Here is a 22210-nt window from a genome sequence, read left to right on the forward strand (position 1 = left end):
CCGAATCCCACCTTTGATCAGCCTGTGTGGGGCAGGCGTGGGGCACGGTTGGGCCCTACTGACCGGCCCGCAATGTTGCTTCAATCCGGGCGTTCGCGGTCGCCGCTGCACCGTCCAGACACTTGGCGTAGACGCGGAACAGTACGGCCACGCTGTGGCCGGCGCGCTGGGCAACCACCTGAGGCTCCACCCCTGAACTGAGCCAAGTCGACACTGCCGCGTGACGTAGGTCATACGGTCGTTTGGCCAGGGCCGAACTCCGCTGGGCAGGCGTCAGGGCTCGTGTGCGGGCCTCTGCCCACACCTCGCCGTATCCGGTGTCCTGGATCAACCCACCGCGTTGGGTGCGGAAGATCCGTCCGTCCGGGGCCGCGCCGTAGGCGATGAGATGCCATCGAAGCAGAGCGACCAGGTCAGGCGGGATCGGCACGGTACGCACTGCTCTCCGCGGGCGGTGCTTAAGCCCTCGGCGGTCGTGCGCGGTGCCGCTGTCGGTCCAGGCTGATCCGGAGCGGGGGCGGGTTTCGCGTAGCTGCAGAATGCCCCAGCCGCGTCGGGGAAGCTCGCAGTCTTTGACGCACAGGCCGACTACTTCGGCCGGCCGCGCTGCCGCGTAGTACATGCACCCGAAGAACGCGACCAGGTGGCGGCCCCGGGCGCTCTGCGTCCGGACGGCATCCAGGAGGGCGAGAGCCTGCCGAGGGTCCGGGACGGTTGCAGGGTCCAACTCTTCCTCTACCTGCTCGGGCGCCTTCCACTGGACTTGTGGCAGGGGATTCTGAGACAGGAGTCCGGCGTCGACGGCGTATCCAAGGGCATTGTGGAAAATCGCTCGTTTCCGCCGGATGGTTGATGCGGCAGCCGTGGTGCCGTCCAGCTTCTTGGTGAGGGCGTCAAGCGCGGCACGGACGTGCATGCGGTCGGCCAGGGCCGACGCCGGCAGCGACTTTCGCTCGAACCAGGCCAGTACCTTGACTACTTCGGCCGGAGGCTCCTCGGAACGCCGATTCATGTTGAAGGCCCAGCCGTAAAGAGCGGTGCGTACCGCTCTGGGGTCAGGCATGCCCTTGGTGTCCGTGACCAGGGCGGGCGCGATAGTCGCCATCGCCTCGGAGAGAGTGCGCCGTGTCGAGCCGGGGGAGTGCGGCCACTTCATCTCGATGTAGTTGCGTGCGTGCTGATACCAACCCACCTCCTTGCGCTGACGTAGTTCTCTGAGAGGTACGCCGGTCGCTTCGTCGAAGGGCTCTCCGGCATGGACGGCCCGGAGCAGCTCCGCCCGCCGGCCGTCAGCGAGCGTCTTGGTGCGGAAGGTCTGCGAGTGCGGTGTCGCACCTGTCTTCCACCGGAGTTCTGCGGAACTCTGTCCGCGGTCCTTTCGCTGTCGTACTGCCCAGATCCGCACGTCGTACGTGTGCATGTTGCTCCCGTGAGAAAGGGGCCCGTCGATGCGACGGGCCCCTGCGGTCGATGGCGGTGACTATGCGGCGCGCTCCTCGCAGCGCTCCCACCACGCGTCCAGATCGTTACGGCTCACGCGTAGGTGGCCGTTGGGGAGCTTCTGAAGGCGGGGGGCCTGGCCGCGAGCGCGCATCCGATAGAAGGCAGCGCGGCTCATCTGGATCTCGGTGAGGACTTCGGGGAGTTTGAGCATCTGGGGGCGGGCCACGTTGTGACTCCTCTTCGAGGTGGTCTCTCGTCTTCGCTCTGGGGGATCCGCAACATCCGCCACGCCGCAACATTGCTGGTCAGCGGCTTGGATCTGTGGCGGATGCTGTTTCTGTTGCGGATAGGTGCCGCCGCACGTGGGTGCGGCGGCACCTATCGGGTGGGTGGTGTCAGACCACGCTGCGGAGGGTGGGTGTGGCGGTTTCCGCGAACATGTGGCGGGTCCCGGAAGGGTCTTCCGCCACAGATTCACCCTCGTTGACCTGCGGTGTTGCGGATGTTGCGGATGTTGCGGATTCCTGGGGGGCGGGGCGGCAGTAGCGGTTCCACGCGTCGGTGAGGTCTTCGGCGTAGTAGCCCTTGGGGGTGGTGCTGCCGACCCGGATCCCCTTGGGCTTGATCGGACTGTTGTCGGGCCGCACGTACTGGCTCAGGAGCTTGGAGAGCCGCCGGGCGGTGAGCGGCTTGATGGCCTGCCCGTCCTCGCTCAGGTCGGCCCACGGGGAGTCGTCGAGGGACAGGAGGACTTCGAGGATGGCGGCGGTGGGCATCTTGTCGACGCCGCAGAACACCTTGTCGCGCAGGTCGGTCAGCAGCCGCACACCGAGGGAGGCTTCGTCGTTGCTGGCCGCGGACTTGATGAGCTCGATGCACGCCGCGCGGGCCCGGGACGGCCAGTGCCCGCCGGCCGCGTCCGCGACCGCGAGGAGCGGTTCCCACACGTCGGCGGGCCGGTCGGTGACGCCTTCGGGCATCTCGGGCCAGGCTTCGGCTACCTGGTCGTGGAGGGTGGCGGTCCAGTCGGCGAGCCGGTCGCGCAGGAGGTGGCCCTGCTTCTCGTGGACGCGGCGCCGGTAGGGCTCGCACTTCTCGTTGGGGGCCTTCTTCCGCATGCGGATGATGACGGACCTGGTCAGGATCGTGTCGGGCAGGGAGCCGAGTCCGGCCATGGCGACCGCGCAGAACGAGGGGAAGAACGCTGCTTTCTGTTCGGAGCCGTCTCCGACGCAGCGTAGGGACTTGGCTCCGCGCCGGTAGCCGGAGTTGAGGAAGCCGCGGACTTCCTCGTTCCCGCCCGCCTTCGGGCCGAAGACGGTGTCGATCTCGTCGAAGAGGAGGGTGGGTGTGCCCTCGTCTGCGGAGACGAGCCGGAACAGGGCGTTCGCGGAGGCGTTGACGGTCGTCGCAGCGCGCGGCGTGAGCGTCTCGATGATCTCCAGCGCACGTGACTTCCCGGAGCCCGGTTCGGGGCTGAGGAAGGCGATGCGGGCGGTGCCGTCGAGGGCTTCCATCAGGTGTGCGTGCGCGTCCCACAATGCGACGGCGACGTAGGCGTGTTCGGTGGGGAAGACGTTGAACCGGCGGTGGAAGGCTTCCACCTCGTCGAGGAGGGCGGCACCGTCGATGGGCGCGGTGGTCGGTGTCGCGTTCATGCGGCAGCGCCTTCCTGGTCGGCACGGAGCGGGCAGCGGGTCTTGTGGTCGATGTGGTCAGCGATCAGGGCCAGGGCTTTGTGGTGGCCGGCGGCGAAGAGGTTGCGCCCGCACTGGCAGATGCTGGTGGCGGTGGGGGTCGCACCGCGGGGTGCGGTGATGGTGAGCCAGGCGATGGGGTGACGGCCGTCTCCGGTCTGCTGGTCAGGGCGAACAGCAGTGGGGACGCCTTCGGCGACGACCTTCGGCGCACCACTGCCGGATACGGCGGGGGCCGGTTCGGCGAGCCTGAGCCTGGACGTGGGCGGATGGCCTTCCAAGGGGGAGCGGGGCGGGGTGCTCATGCCGTTTCCCGGGGGCGGGCGGTGCGGATGGAGGCGTCCAGGGCGCTGCGGATCGTGGCGCGGCACTCGGCAGCGGTGAGCCCCCGGGCCTCTCCCGCCCCTTGGAAGGCCTCCTCAACCTCGTGCCGGGCGAGGTCGCCCCACGCGACGAAGCGCCCCACCTTGAACGCGCTGTGATTCAGCGTGTTGTTGCCACGCCTCTCCGGCGCCGCGACAACCCGCTGGCATTCGCGCTCCAGGGCGGCCCTTGCGGCGCGGCTGCCGCTGATGACCGGGATGGCCAGCGGCCCGACCGGGCTGCGGGGTGCGGGCTGGAGCAGGGTGAGGAGCCAGTTGGGCAGCGGCATGATGGGGGCCGGGTCGGTGACCTCGTAGGGTCCGGCCGGTGTGGTGCTGCCCGGGGCGACGACGTATCCGCCCCATGCCCGGGTGTCCACCAGGGGGGCCAGGGTGCCTGCGGTGTTGCCCAGCCGGATGCCGGTCGGGGCGGTGAAGTAGAGGTGGTGTCCGCCGCTCGGGGTCCGGGTGCGGTAGGTGGTGGGGACGGGCTGTCCGGCGCGCTCGCAGAGCGCCTCAAAGGTCGTCACGCCGGAAGGCGTGTCCGTGCTGCTGTTGGGCTTGGGCAAGTCGAGGTCCACCACGACCAGCCCGGAGGGGCCGGTGGCGATCCCGATGTTGAACCGGCCGTGGGACCAGGCCCGGCGGATGCGGTCCGGGTCGGTGGTGGCCCGGTCCTCCCACTTGTGGTGACCGCCCGCGCAGTCCCCGGTCAGCGGGCAGACGGCTTCACCGTGGAGGGCGGGGCGCTTGTCCGCGGGGCGGAGCGGGAAAACGTGCCAGCCGCGCTCAGCTGTGTCCAGGGCGACGGTGAGAAGTCGGGTGCTCATGCTGCGGCCGTCCTTTCGTGGGTGAGGAACTGGTGGCCGATCCACTGGGTGTAGGCGGGGGGCACGGCCTGGCGAGCTTCGACGTTGGTCATCCAGGTGCAGCCCATGGCGTCCGCGTAGGCCCGCTCGCCCTTGTGCTCGAAGGCCAGCAGTCCCTTGTGGTGCCAGCAGGGCGAGAGCAGGTCACCGCCGCCGCCCCATGAGGTCTCGAAGACGCGGTGGCGGCGGACGTTGATCCCGAACTGGGAGCCGCACAGCAGGTAGTCGGGGCGCAGGGTGCCGTCCCAGGAGGCTTCGGGAACGTTCTCGATGAGCCAGGGCCTGCCGCAGGCGGCCTGGAGTTCGCGGCCGGGGGTGATCAGGTCGGGGTGGTCGTCGCGGCTGCCGCGCCAGGCGGTGACGCGGGCCTTGTTCTGGCAGGGCCAGGAGGCGTGGACCAGGTCGTACCGTTCGATCTCCCCGGTGGCCGTGATGGTGGCGAGGTAGTCGAGGGCGTCGGCCTGGTGGAAGGTGAAGGGGTAGTTCGGCATGGGGTGCAGGTCGACGCCAGTGACGTCGTATCCGGCGAGGTAGTAGCCCATCGAGAGGCCACCGGCCCCGCAGCACAGGTCAAGCACCCGCAGCCCGTTCGGCTTGCGCAGCGGCAGCACACGCGCGTTCACGCGGCCACCCCCAGACCAGCCGCCGCGAGGAACGCGAGTGCGGCTGTGCCGATGTGGTGGGTGTAGGCCGGCGGGATGCATTCGCGGATGCCGTCGCGGTTCATCCAGGGGACACCCATGACGTTGCGGGCGTGCTGGACGCCGGAGAAGTTGCCGACGAACTGGCCGTAGTGGCCGGGCGGGATGGGGCGGCCCATCTTCGCCTGCGGGACCAGGTGCGGGGGGTGATGGGGCTGAGGGAGGGTGAGACCGCCGCCGGTCTCGAAGTACCGGTGCCGGTAAGTCTCCACCCCGAACATGGACCCGCACAGCATCACCGGCTGTTCTAGCTTCGGCACCGCGCCGCGTACGTTCTCCAGCACCCACGGCCGCCCGGTCGCCTGGAGGGCGGTGCGGGTGGGGGCGATGAGGTCGGGGTGGGTGTTGCCCTGGAGGCGCTGGCAGTCGCTGTCGTGCTGGCACGGCGGCGACGCGTGGATGGCGTCGAACTCCGCCCCGTGCTCCAGCACGTAGGCGACCGCTTCGGCCTGGACGAAGGCGAAGGGGTAGCGGGACTGGGGGTGAATGTCGACGCCGGTCACGTCGAACCCGGCGTCCGCGTAGCCCTTGGCCGCGCCGCCCTGGCAGCAGAACAGGTCGAGTAACCGCGGCTTGGGCCTTGTTCGGGCCCGGGTGTCAGTGGGGTACGGCATCCTGGTGTTCTCCAGTTCTGTTGAGTGGGCTGGGGGTGTGGGGCAGCCGCGTTTTCTTTGGCGAGATGGGCGGCTGCCCCGGCTCATCGGCACGTAAAGGGGGCGCAGTGACGACGGCATGGCTGGTGCTGGCTGTGGGCGACGAGGACCGGCAGCACGGGGGCAATGACGGGTATGACGACGACCCGTCGCAGCACTACAGCTGGGACGACACGGTCCCCAACCACGCGCGTATCGCTGTGGGGGACGTGATCGCGCTGTGGGACAAGAAGCAGCTGCTCGGCCTCGGAGTGATTTCCGGGATCGAGACCGGGAGCGAGATCAAGACGCTCTACTTCTGCCCGGAGTGCAAGAAGGCCGACTTCAAGCGGCGCAAGCGGCTGAAGCCGACGTGGCGCTGCAACAAGTGCCCCGCCATGTTCGAGGAACCCGGCAGCAAGAAAAAGCGGGTGGTCACCTACAGGTCCCGTCACGGCGAAGCATGGATGGACGGCCGGGGCCTGCTTGACGGCAAGCAGCTGCGGGCCCTGTGTGACTCGCCCGACTCCCAGCTGAGCATGCGCCCCGCCCGCTGGGAAAGGCTGCGCGATGCCCTCCTCGCGCTCGACGGAGTCGACTTCAGCGACCTGGACCTGGACGACGACGAGAACGAAGGCGACCGCGGGAACCCGGCAGGCGGCAGGGAACGCAGGAAGATCGCGGGCGGGCACCGCATCTCGGAGGTCCGCGCCCGCGTGGGCCAGAAGCCCTTCCGGCAGCAGCTGCTGGACGACCACGGCCAGGTGTGCGCGTTCACCGGACCCGCACCGGCCGGGGCTCTCCAGGCGGCACACCTGTACAGCTATGCCGACGAGAAAGAGCACCACGACTGGGGCGGCCTGCTCCTGCGCAACGACGTCCACAGCCTCTTCGACCGCGGCCAGATCGGCGTCAACCCCGAAACCGGATGCATCGAAGTCGACGACGAACTCCAGGGCTACCCGGCGTACGCCGAACTGCACGGCAAGGTTCCCCTGGTCAGCCTGCGGCCTGAGCACGAGGTATGGCTCGCTGCCCACTGGCGCCAGCACTGGACCGCGCGCGCGACCATTCCCGCCAGCCGCGTCCCGGCAGCCGCCTCCTAACAGGGAGGGGGCGCCTGTTGTGGCATCGGCGTGAGGCGCCCACGGCCTCCATTCGTCAGGTGTAGGTGGTGGTGATGGCGTCGTGGCCGGGCTGGGTGCTCGGCCACGACGCAGCGGGCGGCCACAGAAGCTCCTCAGCGGTTGATGGTTCCGTTGGCTTTGCCGAACATGCCGCTGGCGGTGATGTTCTGGGTGATGTGCGTCGAGGCCTTGCCGGTGGTGGTTCGGCCGATGCGGAGGAGCATGGGGACGCCGATGGCTGCGGCGGCGATGAGGGCGACGGCGGCCCAGAGGGCGTCGGTCATGGCGATCAGTCCCGGGGCTGCGTAGGAGAGTCCGATCCCGGCGGTGGCGATGCCTCCGCCGATCGTCGGGGTGAGCAGGGCGGTGGTCTTGGCCCACGTCGGGATCGGCTGCGCGACCGGGACCGGCGGCGCGGGCGGAGCCTGCTGCGGCGTGTAAGCGAGGGTCCGCATGCCGCCGGGGAGGGTGACCATCTGGACGCCGGGCGGGATCTCGGTGGGCAGCAGGCCGGGGTTCGGGGCGGGCTGGTGGGGGGTGAGGGTGGTGATCTGGTACGCGGTTTCATGCACGACGGGGCTCCTTCAGCAGCACGGCCCACACCCCTGGTTGGGTGGGGGTGTGGGCCGTGCTGGCTTGTCGTGTCGCTTGTCGTGTGCCTTGTCGTGTGCCTTGTCTTGTCGCTTGTCGCCTTGCAGGTCACAAGCCGTTTCCGGCCCTCACAAGGCCGTCCAGGGCGCTTCTTGGGCCGGTGGCGACAAGTGACAAGCGCTCACCCCTCGGCAGGGTTGCCGGGGGCGTGATTGCGGTGGACGTAGCGGGTCTTCGTGCCGGTGCCGACGCGGACCGCGGTGCCGTCCTCCGACCATGTCTTGAGCCAGCCGACGACGGTCTGACGGGTCGTTCCGTGCTCGTCCGCGAGGCCGCGGGCGATGGCCGACGCTCCGGTGCCGTCGAGGCCAGCGGCGAGGAGCAGGGCGAGGGCGGCTTGCCGGGCGGCGTTGTCCTCGGGCTGGAGGGCGGACAGGTTCAGCCTGGGCGGCGCGGGCCGCTCGGTGTCGGGCTCCCCGGCGGCTGCGGGCTGGTTGAAGGTGGCGAACTGGGCGTCGATCTGCTCCCGGAACTTCCGCGCCAACGCCTCCTCCGCCGACTCCCCCCGCAGCGCGGAGAGGTTCAGCCCACCCCCAGCAGCGGCGGGCTGGTCGGCCGGCCGGGTGTCGGGGGTGTGGTTGGTGTCGCGCATCCATGCGGTGCGGTCCGGGTCCCACCGGGTCGCGTAGGCGGGTCCGGCGGCCTTGCTGCTGATGTCGTCGAGGGTGGGGTGGATGTCGGTGGTGGCGTGGACGATGTCGCGGATCTGGTTCGGGAGGATCCGCCAGACCTTGAACAGGGCCGCCACGGATTCGGGGGTGCCCATGAACCCGGCCCCCTTGTACGGGGCCTGGTCGGGACGGAGCCCGCGGGCGCCGGGGAAGACCTTGGACAGGTCCATGCCCTCCGTCTCCCCGCCGGTGAGGCAGACCCGGGCCTTGGCCTCGCGCCGGATCATCAGATTCCCCAGCACAGAGCCGGTGGCCCCCAGGGCGGTGAGGACGGTTCGGACGCCCATGGCCCGCAGCATCCGGATGACCTCAAGGATCTTCTTGGCGAGGTCTTTCATGCGCCGGTCGGTGCTGGTCAGGATCTCCGCACCCTCATCAACCACCAGCATGATCTGCGGAATCTTCGCGCTGATCGGCAACAGGTCCGTGTTCGCCCTGGCCATCAGGTCCTGGTAGGCGACCTTCCGCCTCAGACCCACGGCCAGCGCCGCATCCAGCATCAGCACCGCCTCTTCGTAGGTCGAGGCGAGCCAGTCGACTCCCGGCCGGACCCCGTCAACCGGGGCTCCGTTGGTGTCGAGTGCGGGGCGGACCCAGGGGAGGCCGGCGGATCCGGCGTTGAGGTCGATCACCCAGGTCAGGACGTCGGTGGCGCGGGCGAACCCGGCGAGGATGACGTGGACCATGTTCGTCTTGCCCGACCCGGTGGGGCCGACGACGAGCGCGCACTGCTCGCGCAGGAACACGCAGATCTCTTCGGCGTTGGTGCGGTACCCCCACGGGATGCCCGTGTAGAGGGACAGCGGGGTGTAGTCGGAGGGGTAGGTGCGTTCCTCCGCGAGGACGTTGACCGTGGTCACGTCGATGAGCACCCGCCCCTGGTCGATGCCCTGGGAGGCGACGGCGGTGCAGCCGTGGGGCAGCCTCGCGTCGGCGGAGAGGGCGGCGGAGTGCTGGGCGATGCGGTCGTAGGTGATTCCGCCGGCGGGGAGTTCGGCGTCGATCGTGAACCCGGTGCCGGTGGGCCACGCTTCGACGGCGACGATCCGCAGGGTGATGCGGCAGACCCGCTGGACCCGGTCCACCCACTCCGCGGCGATCGCCCGACGCTCCGCAGACAGTTCGCGGGCGACCTGGCGCTCGTCGGCGGCGATGGCCTCCAGCTCCCGGGCCTCTTCGTGGAGGAGGGCGGTGCGGGCGGCGGCCCCGATCCCGACGCCGATCGTGGCGAGGGAGCCGAGAGCGGCCCAGGTGAGGGGGCCGCTGGTCATGGCCCAGGTGGTCCATCCGGCGCCGACGAGCCAGGAGGCGGAGCGCATCGCGATGGTGCGGGCGGAGAGGCGGTCGCGCAGGCTGCTGACCGTGTGGCCGATGGCCCCGGCGGCGCCGACGGTGAGGGCCCAGGCGGGGGGCATGCCGGTGGCGGCCCCGGTGGTGGCGACGGCCAGGCATCCGGTGGTGGCGGACAGAGCGCCGGTCACGGGTCCGTGACCGGCCGCCCAGTCCCACACCGGACCACCCGTGGCGTTCTCGTCCTTCTTGGTGGTGGTGGTGTTGGTGGTCATGGTCAGACGTTCCAGCCCTTCTCGGCCTCGACCCCGTTGCGGGGGTCCTCGTGGCGGGCGATGTCCTGCTCGTGGGCCTGGCGGAACAGCGGCCCCATGTCCTCCGCGACCGCGACGGCGGCCATGAGCGCCCCGTAGATGTCGTTGAAGCCGTCCGCGACCTGCTTCTCCAGCGGGAACTCGAAGTCGGCCCGCTCGGCCAGGATCTGCATCACGTTCGCCACGCTCGCCAGCGCCGCAGGGAGCCCTTCGACCATGGCGAGGATCTCCATGGCGTTCTCGGGGTCGTACTGCTGGGCTGCCGCTTCCATCTCCGCGGCGTACTCCTCGAACCGGAAACCAGACACGATCTCTCCCTCAAACGGAGTGGTGGTGGGTGCTGCCGGCGTCGGCCCCTGAGGCCGCTCCGCCGTGTCGCCGATCTCCTCGCTGTCCTCGGCCGCCTCCGCATCCGCAGCGGCCTCCGCCTCGCCAAGGGCGGTGATAGCGATCTCGTCGCGCAGTCGGCGCTGCTCCTCGGCGGTGTGCATCAGCCGGGCGTACAGACGACGCCCGGGGTACATGAGCCAGGCCCAGCCGAGCTTCCGGCCCAACGGCGTGGACACCAGCCCGACCAGCCCCAACGCCCCCGCCAGCACAGCGGCGAGCAAGCGACGGCCCTGAAACCGCATCGCAGAGCGCCGCAGCGCCTTCCGCGCGGCCTTACGGGCAGGGGCCTTACGGACCGCATCCCGCTCGGAAGCGACCGTGCCCGCGGCCTTACGGTCACGGGCCTTGCGGCTCCGCTCCACAGCGGCACCCTTGGCGGCGCTGATCCGGCCCGCGGCCTTCCCCACCGCCCGCCCCAACGCACCCTTCCTCTTCAGGGAACCGGTGCGGGCGGTGTCCTTCGCGTTCCTGCGGGCGTCCGCGACCGAGCGACGGGCACCGGCCGTCTCCGACCGGCGCGCAGCCCGGGACGGCGAGGAGGCACGGGCCGAGTCCCGCAGCGCCTTGACCTGCCCCACACGACCGCCGGACTTCCCCGCACCAGCCCCCGCCCCGGCCGATCCGTGCTTGCCCGGGGTCTTACGGGTGGGGGTCGTGCTGTTCTTCGGTCGGCTCGCTGCTCCGGAGTTCAGCGCCGAACCAGCGCTGCCTCGACCAGACTTGCCCCGTCCGTGACCAGTGCTCTTACCGGTGCCGGCGTTCCCGTTACGGGCCTGTCCGGGTACCCGGCCGGAGCCACTGCCCCGGCCGGTCGATCCGAGGCCGGTCGCGGTGCGGGACGTGCGGTTGGTGGTGGTCTTGCGGGGCTTCTTCTTGTCGCGGTACTTGCGGGCGACGGCGACGGTGCCGAGCACGGCGGCGCCGGTCGCGGCGACCGCGAGAGCGGCCGGACCGCCCCCGACCAGCGCGGCGGCGGCGACCAGGGACGTGCCGGTGTTGGTGCCGGTCACGGCGAGCGGCACGACCGGCCACCCGCCCGGCGTGTGCTCCACCGACGGGGTGGTGGGTGCGGGCTGTTGTTCGGGCGGTGCCGGTGTCGGTGGCGGGATGTCGGGTGTGGCCTCGGGGGCCACTACCGGAGTGATCGTGGTGTCCGTCATGCTGTGCGCACTCCCTTGCGGAGTAGGAGGGCCCGGCCGAATCTGTCCAGGAGTGGGCCGGGCCCTGCGTTTGTGTGCGGCACGTACGTTGAGCGGGTCTCCCGGGTCAGGCCGCGGTGAGTGCGAGAGCGGCGAGGACCAGGGCGAGGATGTGCGCGGTCTGGTCGACGTGCGCGGCACCGCCGTTGGCGGCCCAGGAGGCCTGGCCGGTGCGGGTCATCCACCACTGCACCGGCCACCGCCGGTCGATGAACGCGTGACTTCCGCCGATCCACCCCAGCGCCACCAGGGCGACCGGGAGAGACAGAGTCACGTCGTCCAGGACGGCCACGCCCAGGGCGAGCGCGGCCCCGCAGGTGGCCACGTGAGTCGCGACGTGGGTGGCGTTGGCGGCCCAGCCCCTCGCGCACCGGTCGGCCTTGTGAGCGGCCTGGTGATCGGTCTGCAGCGGGTAGTCCGCCAGCAGATGACCGAGGTAGAGCAGGACAAAGAGCGAAGCGAACACAACAGCCCCCAGATGGTGGTCAGGCCCGGCGGGCGGTGCCGATGGCCCGGCCGCAGGCGAGGTGCTGTCGTCGGGCGGTGGCTACGATCTGCCCGTGGTCGAACGCTATCGCCCCGGGGGCGTCCAGGGGCACCCACCGGACAACCGCGGCGTCGTCCCCCGCGTGGGCGGCGGTGCCCTCGGGGACGGTGACCACGTAGACGGCGGTGACGTACCGACCGCGGGGGTCGCGACCCGGGGCGTCCCACACCCCGACCAGCATCAGATCAGAGGCGTCGACCTGAACACCGGTCTCCTCCAGCAGTTCACGGGCAGCGGCGGCACGGGAGGACTCACCCGGGTCGACGTGACCACCGGGCAGCGCGTTCATGCCCTTGTGCGGGTCCCAGCCCCGCTCGATGACCAGCACATCGGCACCGCGAATGCAGACCACATCGGCGGTGTAGCGGATGGTCTCGAACGTCTCCGTGTGGTCCGACCCGGTGTGTGCGCCGGCCGTCTCGGAGGTGGCGGCGGCGATGGCGAGCTGGGCGAAGATCTCGGCCTTGCGGAGATCGTCGGGGTGGATGCCCCCGAAGCGGTACGTGTCCCTGCTGACGATGAGTTCGGCGGCGGCGCGGTACTCGGCGGCGTTCATGAGGGGGTGTCCTCTCGGTTCAGCGGAAGGTCGTGGCAGGTGTTGCACATGCCGAGCGAGCGCGGGATGCAGTACCCGGCATCGGATCGGCAGGTGGGGCAGGTGCGGCGGGCGAGCATCGCCGCGGCCAGCGCAGCTCGGCGGGCAGGGGTCATCGGGCGGACCGGCTTGGCCCGGTCGACGCGGTAGAGGAAGGCGACCAGCGGAGCCCGCCGGCGGCGCGGGCGGTGGAGTTCAGCGACGACGTCCTGACCACCCGGCCGCAGCCCCAGCGTGCGGAGCTGACGGCGGGTGGCCAGCCCCTCGGGGGCGAGGTGCCACCGGTAGGTGGGCAAGGCGCTCACTTCGCGGCCTCAAGGACGAGTCCGGCCGCATCCCGGTGTTCCTGGTAGCGGGCGGTCACCCAGCCGACCGACCAGCCGCACAGCTCGGCGGCCTGCCGGATAGGCAGCCCGGCCTCGAACGCGGCCCGGACCGTGGCCCGCGCCCGCTCCTCGCCCTGCTTCTCCAGGGCGGGGCCGACGGCCAGCAATGCCTGGCGTTCACGCTCGGCCTGCTGCTGTTCACGCTCGCGTTCGCGGCGCTCACGGGCCTCCCGTTCCCGGGCCTCCAGCTCGCGGCGCTGGGCGGCTTCGCGTTCGAGGCGTTCACGCTCGGCCTGCTGCTGTTCACGCTCGCGCTCCCGGCGTTCACGGGCCTCCCGCTCGGCCCGCTCCTTCGCCTCGGCCCGCTCGCGTTCCTCACGCCGCGCGGCTTCTTCCCGGGCGGTCTGTTCACGGGTGATCAGGGCTTCGTGCTCGCGCTGTTCACGGACCAACTGGGCCGCGTGCTCCCGCTCCTCACGCCGCCGCCGCTCATCGGCTTCACGGCGCTCGTCGGCGGCCTGCTCCCGCTCCGTGCGCTCGGCCTTGAGCTGCGCTTCGCGGGCGGTGTGGGCGGCGGTGATGGCCCGCCGGTAGGCGAGACCGGTCTCCGCCGTGACGATCAGCAGCAGCGGGGCCACCGCGTGGACCGCGACCCCGACCAGCTCTTTCTTCAAAGCGGAGTCCGCGATGTTCAGGGCGAGGGTCATCGCTCCGGTCATCCACCGCAGAGCGATGGGCCACCGGCCCCCGTCCCCGCCCAGGGCCGCCAGCACCGAGTCCAGACGGACCACGATCACGACCGCGGCATCAACCACGAGCGGCAGGATCGGGGCCGTCCACTCCCACCCCTTCGGGCTGTGCCGCTCCATCAGCGGGGTCACCGTGAGGATCGAGAACAGCATCGCGCCGCCCACGATCAGCCACGTCCCGACCGACAGCGCCTTCTCCGCTGAACGGATCTGAACACTGTTCACGACAGGCCCCCGTCCCGTGAACACACCCGGACCGAGGCCAGCAGCCGGACCGGCGACGTGTCGTCGTCCGGCCCCTCCGGGTACTCCTGCCACACCCACTCGGCCCCGTCCGTGAACACGAACCCGAGATCGGTGAGCGCTCGTGAACGCTCCGCCGGGGTCGGCACCACCTCGGTGCCGAAGCCGTGCTCCGGCCACTGCGAGACCGGAACACCCAGTAGAGCGACGTACAGGGTCCACCTGCCGGTGCGGATGGACAGTTGCGCGGTGTGCTCGCTCATGCGGCCACCGCCGTACCCTCGTGCAGCGGGCGCCGGGCGGTGCGGCGGGCGCGCCGGCCGCTGGGGTGGGGCTGCTTGAGCGGGAGGGCCCGCATCAGGCTCTCGGCGTAGGCCGCGGTCTCCGGGTCGCTCTCCCTCAGGTCCGCGAGGACCTCACGGGCGACGTCCAGACGGGCCGCCCGGTCCATCACGGACTCGGTGGGCAAACCGGTGAACAGCTCCAGGTCGATGCCCAGAGCCAGCTCAACGAACTCGGTCGCGGTAACGGGCTCGCGACCTGCAACGATGGTCTTCATGAGTCGTTCTCTCCCTGTGAAGGTGTGACGGCTCAACAGCGGCCCCGGGGTGCATCCCGGGGCCGTGCTGCGTCGTGGGGTGGTGGGGGTGTCAGGCGGTGGCGGCGGCGCGGACGAGTTCGTCCGCGGCCTCGATCGCGGCCCGGCGGTAGAAGTCGAGGAGTTCGCGGTTCTCGGTGTTCCGCAGGGCGTACGTCGCACCGGCCGCTTCCTGAGCGACCCCGGCAAGTTCGGGGGCCAGGATCGCCAGCGTGGTCAGCGGCGCGGTCAGAGCGGAGCGGGTGTTGTGACTGGCCGTACGGGCTGCCTGGTAGTCGGCGTCCGAAGCGCCGGACAGCCGCAGGTCCTCACGGACCCACATCGACCGGCGGTGATCAGCCAGCGCCACCGTGAGCGCGGTGACGGCCGCGATCCGGTCCCGCCGCTCCTCGTGCCGGCGGACATCCGCACGGTCGGTGCGGGCGGTGCGCTGCTGGAGCATGTAGGCGGTCACCGAACCCAGCAGGGTTCCCAGTACCGCGATCACGCTTCCCCACGTCGTGGGCCCCTCTCGTTGGATGAAACCGGGATCGTCCAGCTCCCCTCAGCCCCGCCCGTACGGCACCACCACAGGGGCAGTCCGGACGGGCGGGGGAGGCAACCGGCCGCAGCGTGAGCTGCGGAGGGTGGGGCGCCATCTCTCTGCCTGGCGCTCAGCAGGGCAGCTCACTGCGGGTGGCACCGTGGTGTTCTCCAGGGCCGCAGGATCGTGCGTACTGCGCCGACGCGCCGTACTGCTGCCGACGACTCACCCGGCCGTCACGGGAGCGGGGGCTCTCACCCCGCTTTCGTTCACTGTTCAGTTCAGAAGGACCAGCAGTTCCCTGATGAGCGCGGTAACCCCTGACGGGGCTCCCGCCGGAGCGGGACTCACCAAGCACTGACGCATGTCGTTCCTGTGCTGTGCAGGCAGCCCAAAGAGGACGTAGACGTCTGCTGTCCTAGGACTGCGAGGCGTCTGTGGTGACAATGACGCACAGTCCTGGGACTGTCAACAGTCCTGGGACTGTGTTTGACTGGAGGTCGTTGAGAGGAGTGGGCGTGGCACCCAAGTGGCGGGAACTGGCCGACAAACTGGCCGAGCAGATCAAGAGTGGTGAGCTGCCCCCTGGTCGGCAGCTGCCGCATATCCGTGACCTGGTCAAGGGCGGCGAGGGGTCGAAGTCCACAGTTCACGCTGCCTACAAGGCGCTGGAGGCCGAAGGCCTGGTGACCTCCTCCCGAGGTCACGGCACCGTGGTGCGGAGCCGGGCGCCACTAAAGCGGCTCGGCATCGCTCGTTACGACAAGGCCAAATGGCGTGACGGGGACGAGGTTGCGTTCATTGCTGACCGCGTGGCTTCGGGGCGAGCACACAAGCGCGGCGAGCAGACGCAGAGCGTTAGCCGTGTGCCGGCCACGCCAACCGTGGCTGCTGCACACGGTCTCCCGGAAGGTTCCGATGTGTACGCGCGCGCCCGCCTTGTGAGGGAGGGGAACCAGCCAACGCACACCCTGACCAGCTACTACCGTCCGGAGCACGTCGAGGGAACACGGCTTGTCGACCCGACGCCGGGTCCGGCCGGCAAAGGCGGCGGGTATCGCGTGCTGTACGACGCGGGGTACGAGATTGATCACATCCGGGAGGAACTATTTGCGCGTGCCGCAGCTTCGGAGGAAGCCGCACTCCTCCAGCTCACGCCCGGCGAGTGGGTGGTGGAACTACATCGGACCACGTACACGGCTGACGGGACTGTGGTGGAGTTCGCCATCGGCATTCACGCAGCGACCCGTTTTGCTTGGGCGTACGACTTCAAGGTTCCCGACTCGGCGGAAGGTGAGGCTCAGTGATCTCCGTGCAGACGTGGTCTGACGCCCAGCGGCTCTGGGATTTCCAGCAGATGCACCACGAACTGCGGCCCTGCTCGGTCGGCGTCGGCCTTGGTAGTCACGACTTGGGCGTGGCTGATGTGACCGTGAATCTGTATCAGCGCGGCATGTTCCCGCTGATCGTCTTCACAGGAGCGACCAGCGGGACAACACGCGATCGAATGCCCCGGGGAGAAGCCGAGCACTATCGGGAAAGGGCGCTGGAACTGGGCGTTCCTGCATCAGCGATCCTCGTTGAGCCGAAGGCGCGGAACACAGGAGAGAACATCAACTTCGCACGCGAACTGCTCACCAGGGGAGGCATCGATGTGTCATCCGTGATGCTCGTGAGCAAGCCGTACGAGGAGCGGCGGGCCTACGCGACGGCCCGCAAACTCTGGCCGGGAGTCGAGATCGTCAGCGCGTCGGCCCCTATGACGCTCGCGGAGTACGTCGACTCCATGAAAGACCCGCGTCTAGTGCTAGACATGCTCGTGGGGGCCCAACAGCGTCTGCTCATCTACCCGCACCAAGGCTTCATGATCAGGCAAGAAGTGCCGGACTCTGTTACTGCGGCCTACGAGCATCTGTGCTCCGAAGGGTTCACGAGCCGCTTGGTGCTCACGGATTAGCGCCCCTGTGGGCCATGTGGGGCCGGGCGTCGTCGCATGGGCTCGCTATAGGGCGGCAGCTAAGCAGGCCAGAGGGCCAGTGCTGAACTCAGCACTGGCCCTCTGGCTTTGAGCTTGTCTATCTGCATAACTACCGGGCCGGGGGTAGGCAGACCAACTGTCACGCACTCCACGGCTACCAAAGTGCAACGGAGGAGCTGCTACAGACTTCTCTGCATCATCAGGACCGGCGCGCGGCGCGGGCACGGGCCGCCTTAGTCTCCCGGCCTGCCTTCCGTCTACGCCCGGCTGGCCGGGCCCGGCGGCCCGCTCGCGTGCTCGGTGGGCGAAGATGAAGAAGCTTTTGCGGCTGGGGCGGTGGGCTCCACGGCTCTAGACAGCCACGCTGGGGTGAGCCTCTACGATCACGGCCAAACGTTGTCTTCTACGGGCAGGTCTACAGACTGCCCGACTCGTCATCAACTTAACGGGCCATGATCACTCGCTCCAAAGCGGCTCCGGCCCAATCCGCTCCGCCGACCTTGGTGGCTAATCCAATCCTCAGTATTGGAAAGGATCCGCCACACCGTGAAGCCGAAGCTCAACGTGCGCAGAGAGGAAGGCGCAACAACGTTCGTAGAGGTCCAAAAGTCCCCTACTGTCAAGCCGATCTCGAAGAATATCGTACAGGTCAAGAAGCTTGACCACGTCCATGACCGCGTATTCGACTTGCTGCTGAGTGAGATCGTCCGCAAGCCAGTCCGTGAACCGGACGGACTTATCGAGCTCCAGCTCAAAGTTCTTGGCCATCAAGTGCTTGAGTGAGTGCTCGCCCCTGGCAGCACCAGGGGTGAGGAGCTTTGACGCGATTTTTGTGCAAGCAACCCGCTCAGCCCTCACGTTCCACGCCGCTGCCATGAAGGATAGATCGAAGGGAGCGTGGTGAAATACCTTGAGCACCCTTTTATTCATCAATAGGCGACGCATGTTTGGCGGAACCTCACCAGCAAGGCCAGTGACAATAATTGTTCCCACCGTGGGAGCTGAGAGTTGGCAAGTCCCGATCTGTGCCGCCTTCGGATCGAGTCCATTCGTTTCGATGTCCCAAGCCAGTCGACCGGCTGCGACAATGCCTCGATAGATCTCGGAAGGAATGTCACCTGTCAAGACCTGGACATCATCAGCCGTAGTCATGCTACGGGTAGAGTTTGACGCTGGCATCTAGGACCCCTTCGAGATCAGCGCTGAAGAATTCGTAAAGCGAACCGCCTTCTCGGCAGCTGAGGGCAGGAACAGAACCGCTACGGCTGTCCTTGTGGTGGTAGAGGCTAACGATGAACACGTCATCAACTCGGTACGCGGTGAAAGCTCTGAACGCAGTAGACACATAGATCTCAACGCGCCCAGTGCTAGCTCTCCCGTCGAGGTCTTTATACCCATCGACCGCCTCCGTAAGCTTGCTCCGCACGCGGTCCTCGGACATGTGGAAGCGCGTTGCGAGGATCTTGACGCAGTCCGCGTCGTTGGGATCCGGAAGACATACCCGAACTTTGGAGTCGGGGCGGGAGGCGATCCGAGCGAGACGCACCTGATGTGTGTTGCGCCACGTTGTGGCCCATGCGGCGAAGATATCTAGCTTCTTTGCGCTAGCGAGGCGATTCTCCCAGTCGACCACCTTTGAGTAGTCAGTTCCGATCGCATCCAGTCCCGCAGATTCCACGTCATTTTTCAGACGCAGAACTTCCAGCATCTCCTGAAAGAAGGATCGTCGACCAACCAGTTCCCACAGGAGAGCTAGAGCGACGGACGCAATCACCAGCCCACCGAATTGATTGGCGAGCGTTCCGATTGACTCGTGCCGTTTAAACCAACCCAGGCCTGACGCATACAGGAAGCAGATCCCGACGATCAGCGAAATCACTGAGACCAGCCAATACTTCAGGCTGGTCACGCGACGGTACGGGTTGTTCGTCACCTGTTACCCCTCCTCCACAGATGCGACGGTATCCCGAGCCACTGACAATGAGATGCCGTCGGTGTCGTACGGGGACTGTAGCGACCTTCGTGAAGTCCTGAGCTTCCGTGTCACCGCGCCTTGGTCTACGGATCAGAAGAGTGGCCGCCTCTCAACGCTCGGACGCCCTCCCGGACCGTCCTGAAGCCGTGAAAGGACGCTTGTTGGTGACCAGCGCTGACGCCTGGCGACGGCTGCGACGCGGTTCAGAGCGATGATCGCGTAGGCCGGCCACAGGCCACAGCTATTGGTGATCAGTGAGGGGGCGACGCGCGACATGCAGGCGGCAGCGCGGTTGACCTGGCCACCATTCGACTGCGTCCACAAGCCGGGCCGTGCCGGTGACCGACTCCACGAGCGCTATCCCGTACGTGCTCAGGCGATGAATGGCTGGGTCCCGTGCTCCCGCCCCTACCTCTCCGCGCTAACCAGCCCCCGAGTCGACGGGAGACTGCAACGATGGGCTCATGCCAATGACGCCTGGAATGCCGCTCCCCGCTGCGCTGGTACCTGACTGCACTTCAGAGGAAGCCCATCGCAGGGCTTACAAGAAGGCGAAGGCCGACAGTTCCATCTTCGTGTGCATCACCCGCCAGGGGGCGCAGTGGAGCGTGGTGCTCGATGTCATCAGCAGGCCACTCGTCACTGACGAGGCAGCCAAGGTTCTGAGGTCCGCTGTTGAGGAGCTGGTGGCCACTGGTGCCGCAGCAGGCGGAGCCAACTTCAGCACCGAGTACATCTCGATGCACCAGATCGGGAGCGAGGGGCGGGCCCGCGAGATCGCCGCCGCATTCCACGCCGCTATCTATGGCCTCCAGCAGCTGCAAGTCGCCGTGCCGATTCCACGGCAGAGTCCATGAGCGGCCAACTGCGGGCCGTCACGACGCTTGGTGGGGTCTGCGTGGGGCGAGTACGCAGGGGATGGAGAAAGAGCCTGATCAGAGCTGGGCCGAGGCGCGGTCTGTAAATCTGCCGGCTCAGCCTACCCAGGTTCGAACCCTGGCGCCGCCACGCGAACGAAGCCCCCGACCGGTTCTTCCGGTCGGGGGCTTCCTCGTTGTCCGGGCGCGGAGTTCAGCGGGGAGTCCCGCCCCGGATCAGTTGCCCGCGACGTCCTTCACGGCCACCGTCACCGGCACGTTCCCGGAGATCGCCTCAAGGGTCAGGCCCGCCGTCGCCGGGGTGTCCAGCAGCTCCAGCAGCGTGGCCGCCACGTCGTCGCGGGGGATCGGGCCGCGGCCCGTCGAGGCGGCCAGGAGGACCTGTCCGGTGCCCGCGTCGTTGGTCAGCATGCCGGGGCGCAGGATCGTCCAGTCCAGCGCGGTGCGGGAGCGTACGTCGGCGTCGGCGGCGCCCTTGGCCCTCAGGTACACGTCGAAGACCTCGTCGCCGGGGTGGTCGGGGTCGGCTCCCATCGAGGAGACGACGAGATAGCGGCGGACGCCCGCCGCCTCGGCCGCGTCGGCGAACAGCACGGCCGCGTCGCGGTCGACGGTGTCCTTGCGGGCGACACCGCTGTCCGGCCCCGCGCCCGCGGCGAAGACGGCCGCGTCCGCGCCGCGCAGCACCTCCGCGGTCTGCTCCACGGTGGCCGATTCGAGGTCCAGCACGGCGGGTTGGGCGCCGGCTTCGGTCAGGTCCTGACTCTGTTGGGGGTTGCGGATGATCCCTACGGCTTCATCCCCGCGTGCGGCGAGGAGCCGCTCCAGCCGCAGTGCGATCTGTCCGTGTCCACCTGCGATGACAATGCGCATACCACCGACCGTACGCCCGGGGGCCGGGTCGTGCTCAGTTCCGCGGCCCCGCGCCGGAGTCGGGCCTGCCCTGGCGCGGCAGTCCGCCGAGCCCCGCGGCGGCGTCTCCGTCGGAGTCGCAGTACTCGCGCACGGCGCTGGTGCGGGCGACGATCCGGCCGCCGTGGATGACGATGCGGCTGTAGGCGAGGGAGAGCACCGCGGAGAGGTGCTCGCCGCGTACGGCGAGGAGTTCGGCGGGGAATCCCGCCTCGACGCGCACGTCGGGCAGGCCGAGGGCCGCGCGGGCGGCCGTGGAGACCAGGGCGTACGCCTGTTCGGCGCGCAGCCCCGCCTGGGAGGCGAGGAGGTAGGCGGCTTCGAGCGGATCGCCGCGACCGACCGGGTTGGCCGTGTCCCGCAGCGCACCGCTGCCCGCCGCGACGCGTACGCCCGCGGAGCGCAGCAGGCGTACGGGGGCGGTCGTACGGCGCTCCGCGCCGGCGCAGCCGCCCTGGGGCAGGCAGACCACGGTGATCCCGGCGGCGGCGAGCCGGTCGGCGGCCCGGGCCGCGGCGTCCAGGGGCAGGTGGGCCAGGCCGCCGCACGGGCCGAGGGTGACGCCGGGGCGCAGTCCGGCGGCCATCGCGGCGAGCCGGGCCAGGCGGGCGGGGTCGTCGCCGTCGGTGTGCAGGTCCACGGGGCAGCCGTGCTCGGCGGCGATCTCCAGGACGGCCTCGGTGTAGCCCGTGGGGTCGGGGTCGAGGTCGGGGCAGCCGCCGACGACGGCCGCGCCCATCTTCACCGCGTCCCGGAGCATCGCGAGGCTGTCCGCCCCGGCGATGCCGGTGAGGAGCCGGGGGACCGCGACGGGCATGACGTCGGCGAGGCCGCGCAGGGCGCGCCGGGTCCCCAGGACGGCTTCGAGCGGGGCGAGGCCCTGGACGTCGCCGACGCGGACGTGGGTGCGCAGGGCGGTGGCGCCGTGGCCGAGCTGGAGGAGGGCGGCCTCGGTGGCGCGGCGCTGGATGTCCTCGGTGCGGTGGGAGGCGGGGCCGGGGCTGTCGGGGCCCGCGCTGTCGGCGGTGAGGGCGGTGTCGCTGTGGGCGTGGGGTTCGGCCGGGGCGGGGAGCAGGAGGTAGCCGCGGAGGTCGATGCGGGGGCCACGGGCGGTGAGGCTGCCCGCGGTGCCGACGGCCTCGATCCGGCTGCCGCTCAGACGTACGTCGACGGCCCGACCGTCGGCGAGGCGGGCGCCGCCGAGGACGAGGGCGGGGTGCTCGGCGGTGGTGGCCGCGTCGGCGCTGTCGGGCGCGTTGTCGTCGGGCCGCCGTGGCTGGCTGTCGGGCATCGCGCTCCTGGGAGGGGTTCAAGATCACACGGAGTGACCACACCCTAGGGGCGTACGGGGGCCGCGTCCGGGAGGGGCGGAATAGTCGTACCGGTGCGCCTGCGCCGGCCGTCGGACGGGCCCGTTCCGGAGTCGGACGCGGCCTGGATCAAGACCTGATCAGGGGGTGTGGGCGGCCCTGGACGGAGGGCCGGAGAGGGCGGCGCAAACGGATTTGGGCAACCGGCGGGGGACCGTGTAATGTCTTCA

General features: G+C 69.4%; 25 protein-coding genes. 4 read left to right on the forward strand and 21 right to left on the reverse strand.

Annotated elements, in window-relative coordinates:
* Positions 1-55 precede the first annotated feature (55 nt).
* From OG245_RS22590 to OG245_RS22620, 7 genes are all read right to left on the reverse strand, one after another.
* Entirely contained in the window at positions 56-1420 is a 1365-nt protein-coding gene (locus OG245_RS22590) for a tyrosine-type recombinase/integrase (protein ID WP_371625299.1), read from the reverse strand.
* A gap of 60 nt (positions 1421-1480) precedes the next feature.
* Positions 1481-1669 (reverse strand): helix-turn-helix transcriptional regulator, encoded by a 189-nt coding sequence (locus OG245_RS22595; RefSeq protein WP_371625300.1) that lies wholly within the window; start codon positions 1667-1669, stop codon positions 1481-1483.
* A 169-nt stretch (positions 1670-1838) separates the two neighbouring features.
* Positions 1839-3101, reverse strand: a complete 1263-nt coding sequence (locus OG245_RS22600; RefSeq protein WP_371625301.1) for a DUF3631 domain-containing protein — start codon at positions 3099-3101, stop codon at positions 1839-1841.
* A complete protein-coding gene (locus tag OG245_RS22605) occupies positions 3098-3445 on the reverse strand; it encodes a hypothetical protein (protein ID WP_371625302.1) in 348 nt (115 codons plus the stop codon). The genes OG245_RS22600 and OG245_RS22605 overlap by 4 nt, the downstream gene beginning before the upstream one ends.
* A complete protein-coding gene (locus OG245_RS22610; protein WP_371625303.1) occupies positions 3442-4332 on the reverse strand; it encodes a bifunctional DNA primase/polymerase in 891 nt (296 codons plus the stop codon). The genes OG245_RS22605 and OG245_RS22610 overlap by 4 nt, the downstream gene beginning before the upstream one ends.
* A complete protein-coding gene (locus OG245_RS22615; RefSeq protein WP_371625304.1) occupies positions 4329-4994 on the reverse strand; it encodes a DNA cytosine methyltransferase in 666 nt (221 codons plus the stop codon). Before OG245_RS22615 ends, OG245_RS22610 begins: the two co-directional genes overlap by 4 nt.
* A complete protein-coding gene (locus OG245_RS22620) occupies positions 4991-5686 on the reverse strand; it encodes an SAM-dependent methyltransferase (protein WP_371625305.1) in 696 nt (231 codons plus the stop codon). The genes OG245_RS22615 and OG245_RS22620 overlap by 4 nt, the downstream gene beginning before the upstream one ends.
* A gap of 107 nt (positions 5687-5793) precedes the next feature.
* On the opposite strand from OG245_RS22620, the gene OG245_RS22625 reads away from it, so the two are divergent.
* A complete protein-coding gene (locus OG245_RS22625; RefSeq protein WP_371625306.1) occupies positions 5794-6810 on the forward strand; it encodes an HNH endonuclease in 1017 nt (338 codons plus the stop codon).
* Positions 6811-6944: 134 nt separating this feature from the next.
* Here OG245_RS22625 and OG245_RS22630 read toward each other — a convergent pair whose 3' ends face one another.
* The 10 genes from OG245_RS22630 to OG245_RS22675 form a co-directional block, all read right to left on the reverse strand.
* Positions 6945-7403 carry a hypothetical protein gene (locus OG245_RS22630; RefSeq protein WP_371625307.1) on the reverse strand — a complete coding sequence of 153 codons (459 nt, stop codon included), beginning with the start codon at positions 7401-7403 and terminating at the stop codon, positions 6945-6947.
* Between the two features lie 200 nt (positions 7404-7603).
* Positions 7604-9718, reverse strand: coding sequence for a hypothetical protein (locus OG245_RS22635; RefSeq protein WP_371625308.1), 2115 nt, complete (start codon positions 9716-9718; stop codon positions 7604-7606).
* A 2-nt stretch (positions 9719-9720) separates the two neighbouring features.
* Positions 9721-11307, reverse strand: coding sequence for a hypothetical protein (locus tag OG245_RS22640; protein ID WP_371625309.1), 1587 nt, complete (start codon positions 11305-11307; stop codon positions 9721-9723).
* Positions 11308-11413: 106 nt separating this feature from the next.
* A complete protein-coding gene (locus OG245_RS22645; protein WP_371625310.1) occupies positions 11414-11812 on the reverse strand; it encodes a DUF3307 domain-containing protein in 399 nt (132 codons plus the stop codon).
* 19 nt (positions 11813-11831) lie between these two features.
* Entirely contained in the window at positions 11832-12449 is a 618-nt protein-coding gene (locus tag OG245_RS22650; protein ID WP_371625311.1) for an NUDIX domain-containing protein, read from the reverse strand.
* On the reverse strand, positions 12446-12793 hold the full coding sequence (locus OG245_RS22655) for an RRQRL motif-containing zinc-binding protein (protein ID WP_371625312.1): 348 nt from the start codon (positions 12791-12793) through the stop codon (positions 12446-12448). Before OG245_RS22655 ends, OG245_RS22650 begins: the two co-directional genes overlap by 4 nt.
* On the reverse strand, positions 12790-13788 hold the full coding sequence (locus tag OG245_RS22660; RefSeq protein ID WP_371625313.1) for a DUF2637 domain-containing protein: 999 nt from the start codon (positions 13786-13788) through the stop codon (positions 12790-12792). The genes OG245_RS22655 and OG245_RS22660 overlap by 4 nt, the downstream gene beginning before the upstream one ends.
* Positions 13785-14069, reverse strand: coding sequence for a DUF6303 family protein (locus OG245_RS22665; RefSeq protein WP_371625314.1), 285 nt, complete (start codon positions 14067-14069; stop codon positions 13785-13787). The genes OG245_RS22660 and OG245_RS22665 overlap by 4 nt, the downstream gene beginning before the upstream one ends.
* Entirely contained in the window at positions 14066-14365 is a 300-nt protein-coding gene (locus OG245_RS22670) for a hypothetical protein (RefSeq protein ID WP_371625315.1), read from the reverse strand. Before OG245_RS22670 ends, OG245_RS22665 begins: the two co-directional genes overlap by 4 nt.
* 91 nt (positions 14366-14456) lie before the next feature.
* Entirely contained in the window at positions 14457-14846 is a 390-nt protein-coding gene (locus tag OG245_RS22675) for a protein kilB (RefSeq protein WP_371627960.1), read from the reverse strand.
* Between the two features lie 599 nt (positions 14847-15445).
* On the opposite strand from OG245_RS22675, the gene OG245_RS22680 reads away from it, so the two are divergent.
* Together OG245_RS22680 and OG245_RS22685 are read left to right on the forward strand one after the other, a co-directional pair.
* A complete protein-coding gene (locus OG245_RS22680) occupies positions 15446-16234 on the forward strand; it encodes a GntR family transcriptional regulator (protein WP_371625316.1) in 789 nt (262 codons plus the stop codon).
* Positions 16231-16884: a YdcF family protein gene (locus OG245_RS22685; RefSeq protein WP_371625317.1), complete on the forward strand. Its 654-nt coding sequence runs from the start codon at positions 16231-16233 to the stop codon at positions 16882-16884. The genes OG245_RS22680 and OG245_RS22685 overlap by 4 nt, the downstream gene beginning before the upstream one ends.
* A gap of 540 nt (positions 16885-17424) precedes the next feature.
* Here the strand turns inward: OG245_RS22685 and OG245_RS22690 are convergent.
* Entirely contained in the window at positions 17425-18057 is a 633-nt protein-coding gene (locus OG245_RS22690) for a ribonuclease D (protein WP_371625318.1), read from the reverse strand.
* Between the two features lies 1 nt (position 18058).
* Entirely contained in the window at positions 18059-18838 is a 780-nt protein-coding gene (locus tag OG245_RS22695; protein ID WP_371625319.1) for a hypothetical protein, read from the reverse strand.
* Positions 18839-19344: 506 nt separating this feature from the next.
* Between OG245_RS22695 and OG245_RS22700 the strand changes: the two genes are divergently transcribed.
* Positions 19345-19737 carry a hypothetical protein gene (locus OG245_RS22700; RefSeq protein WP_371625320.1) on the forward strand — a complete coding sequence of 131 codons (393 nt, stop codon included), beginning with the start codon at positions 19345-19347 and terminating at the stop codon, positions 19735-19737.
* A gap of 237 nt (positions 19738-19974) precedes the next feature.
* Here the strand turns inward: OG245_RS22700 and OG245_RS22705 are convergent, their stop codons facing one another.
* Together OG245_RS22705 and OG245_RS22710 are read right to left on the reverse strand one after the other, a co-directional pair.
* A complete protein-coding gene (locus OG245_RS22705; RefSeq protein WP_371625321.1) occupies positions 19975-20631 on the reverse strand; it encodes an SDR family oxidoreductase in 657 nt (218 codons plus the stop codon).
* A 34-nt stretch (positions 20632-20665) separates the two neighbouring features.
* Entirely contained in the window at positions 20666-21961 is a 1296-nt protein-coding gene (locus tag OG245_RS22710) for an amidohydrolase family protein (RefSeq protein ID WP_371625322.1), read from the reverse strand.
* Between the last annotated feature and the right edge of the window lie 249 nt (positions 21962-22210).

Source organism: Streptomyces sp. NBC_01116 (assembly GCF_041435495.1).
Taxonomy (GTDB): domain Bacteria; phylum Actinomycetota; class Actinomycetes; order Streptomycetales; family Streptomycetaceae; genus Streptomyces.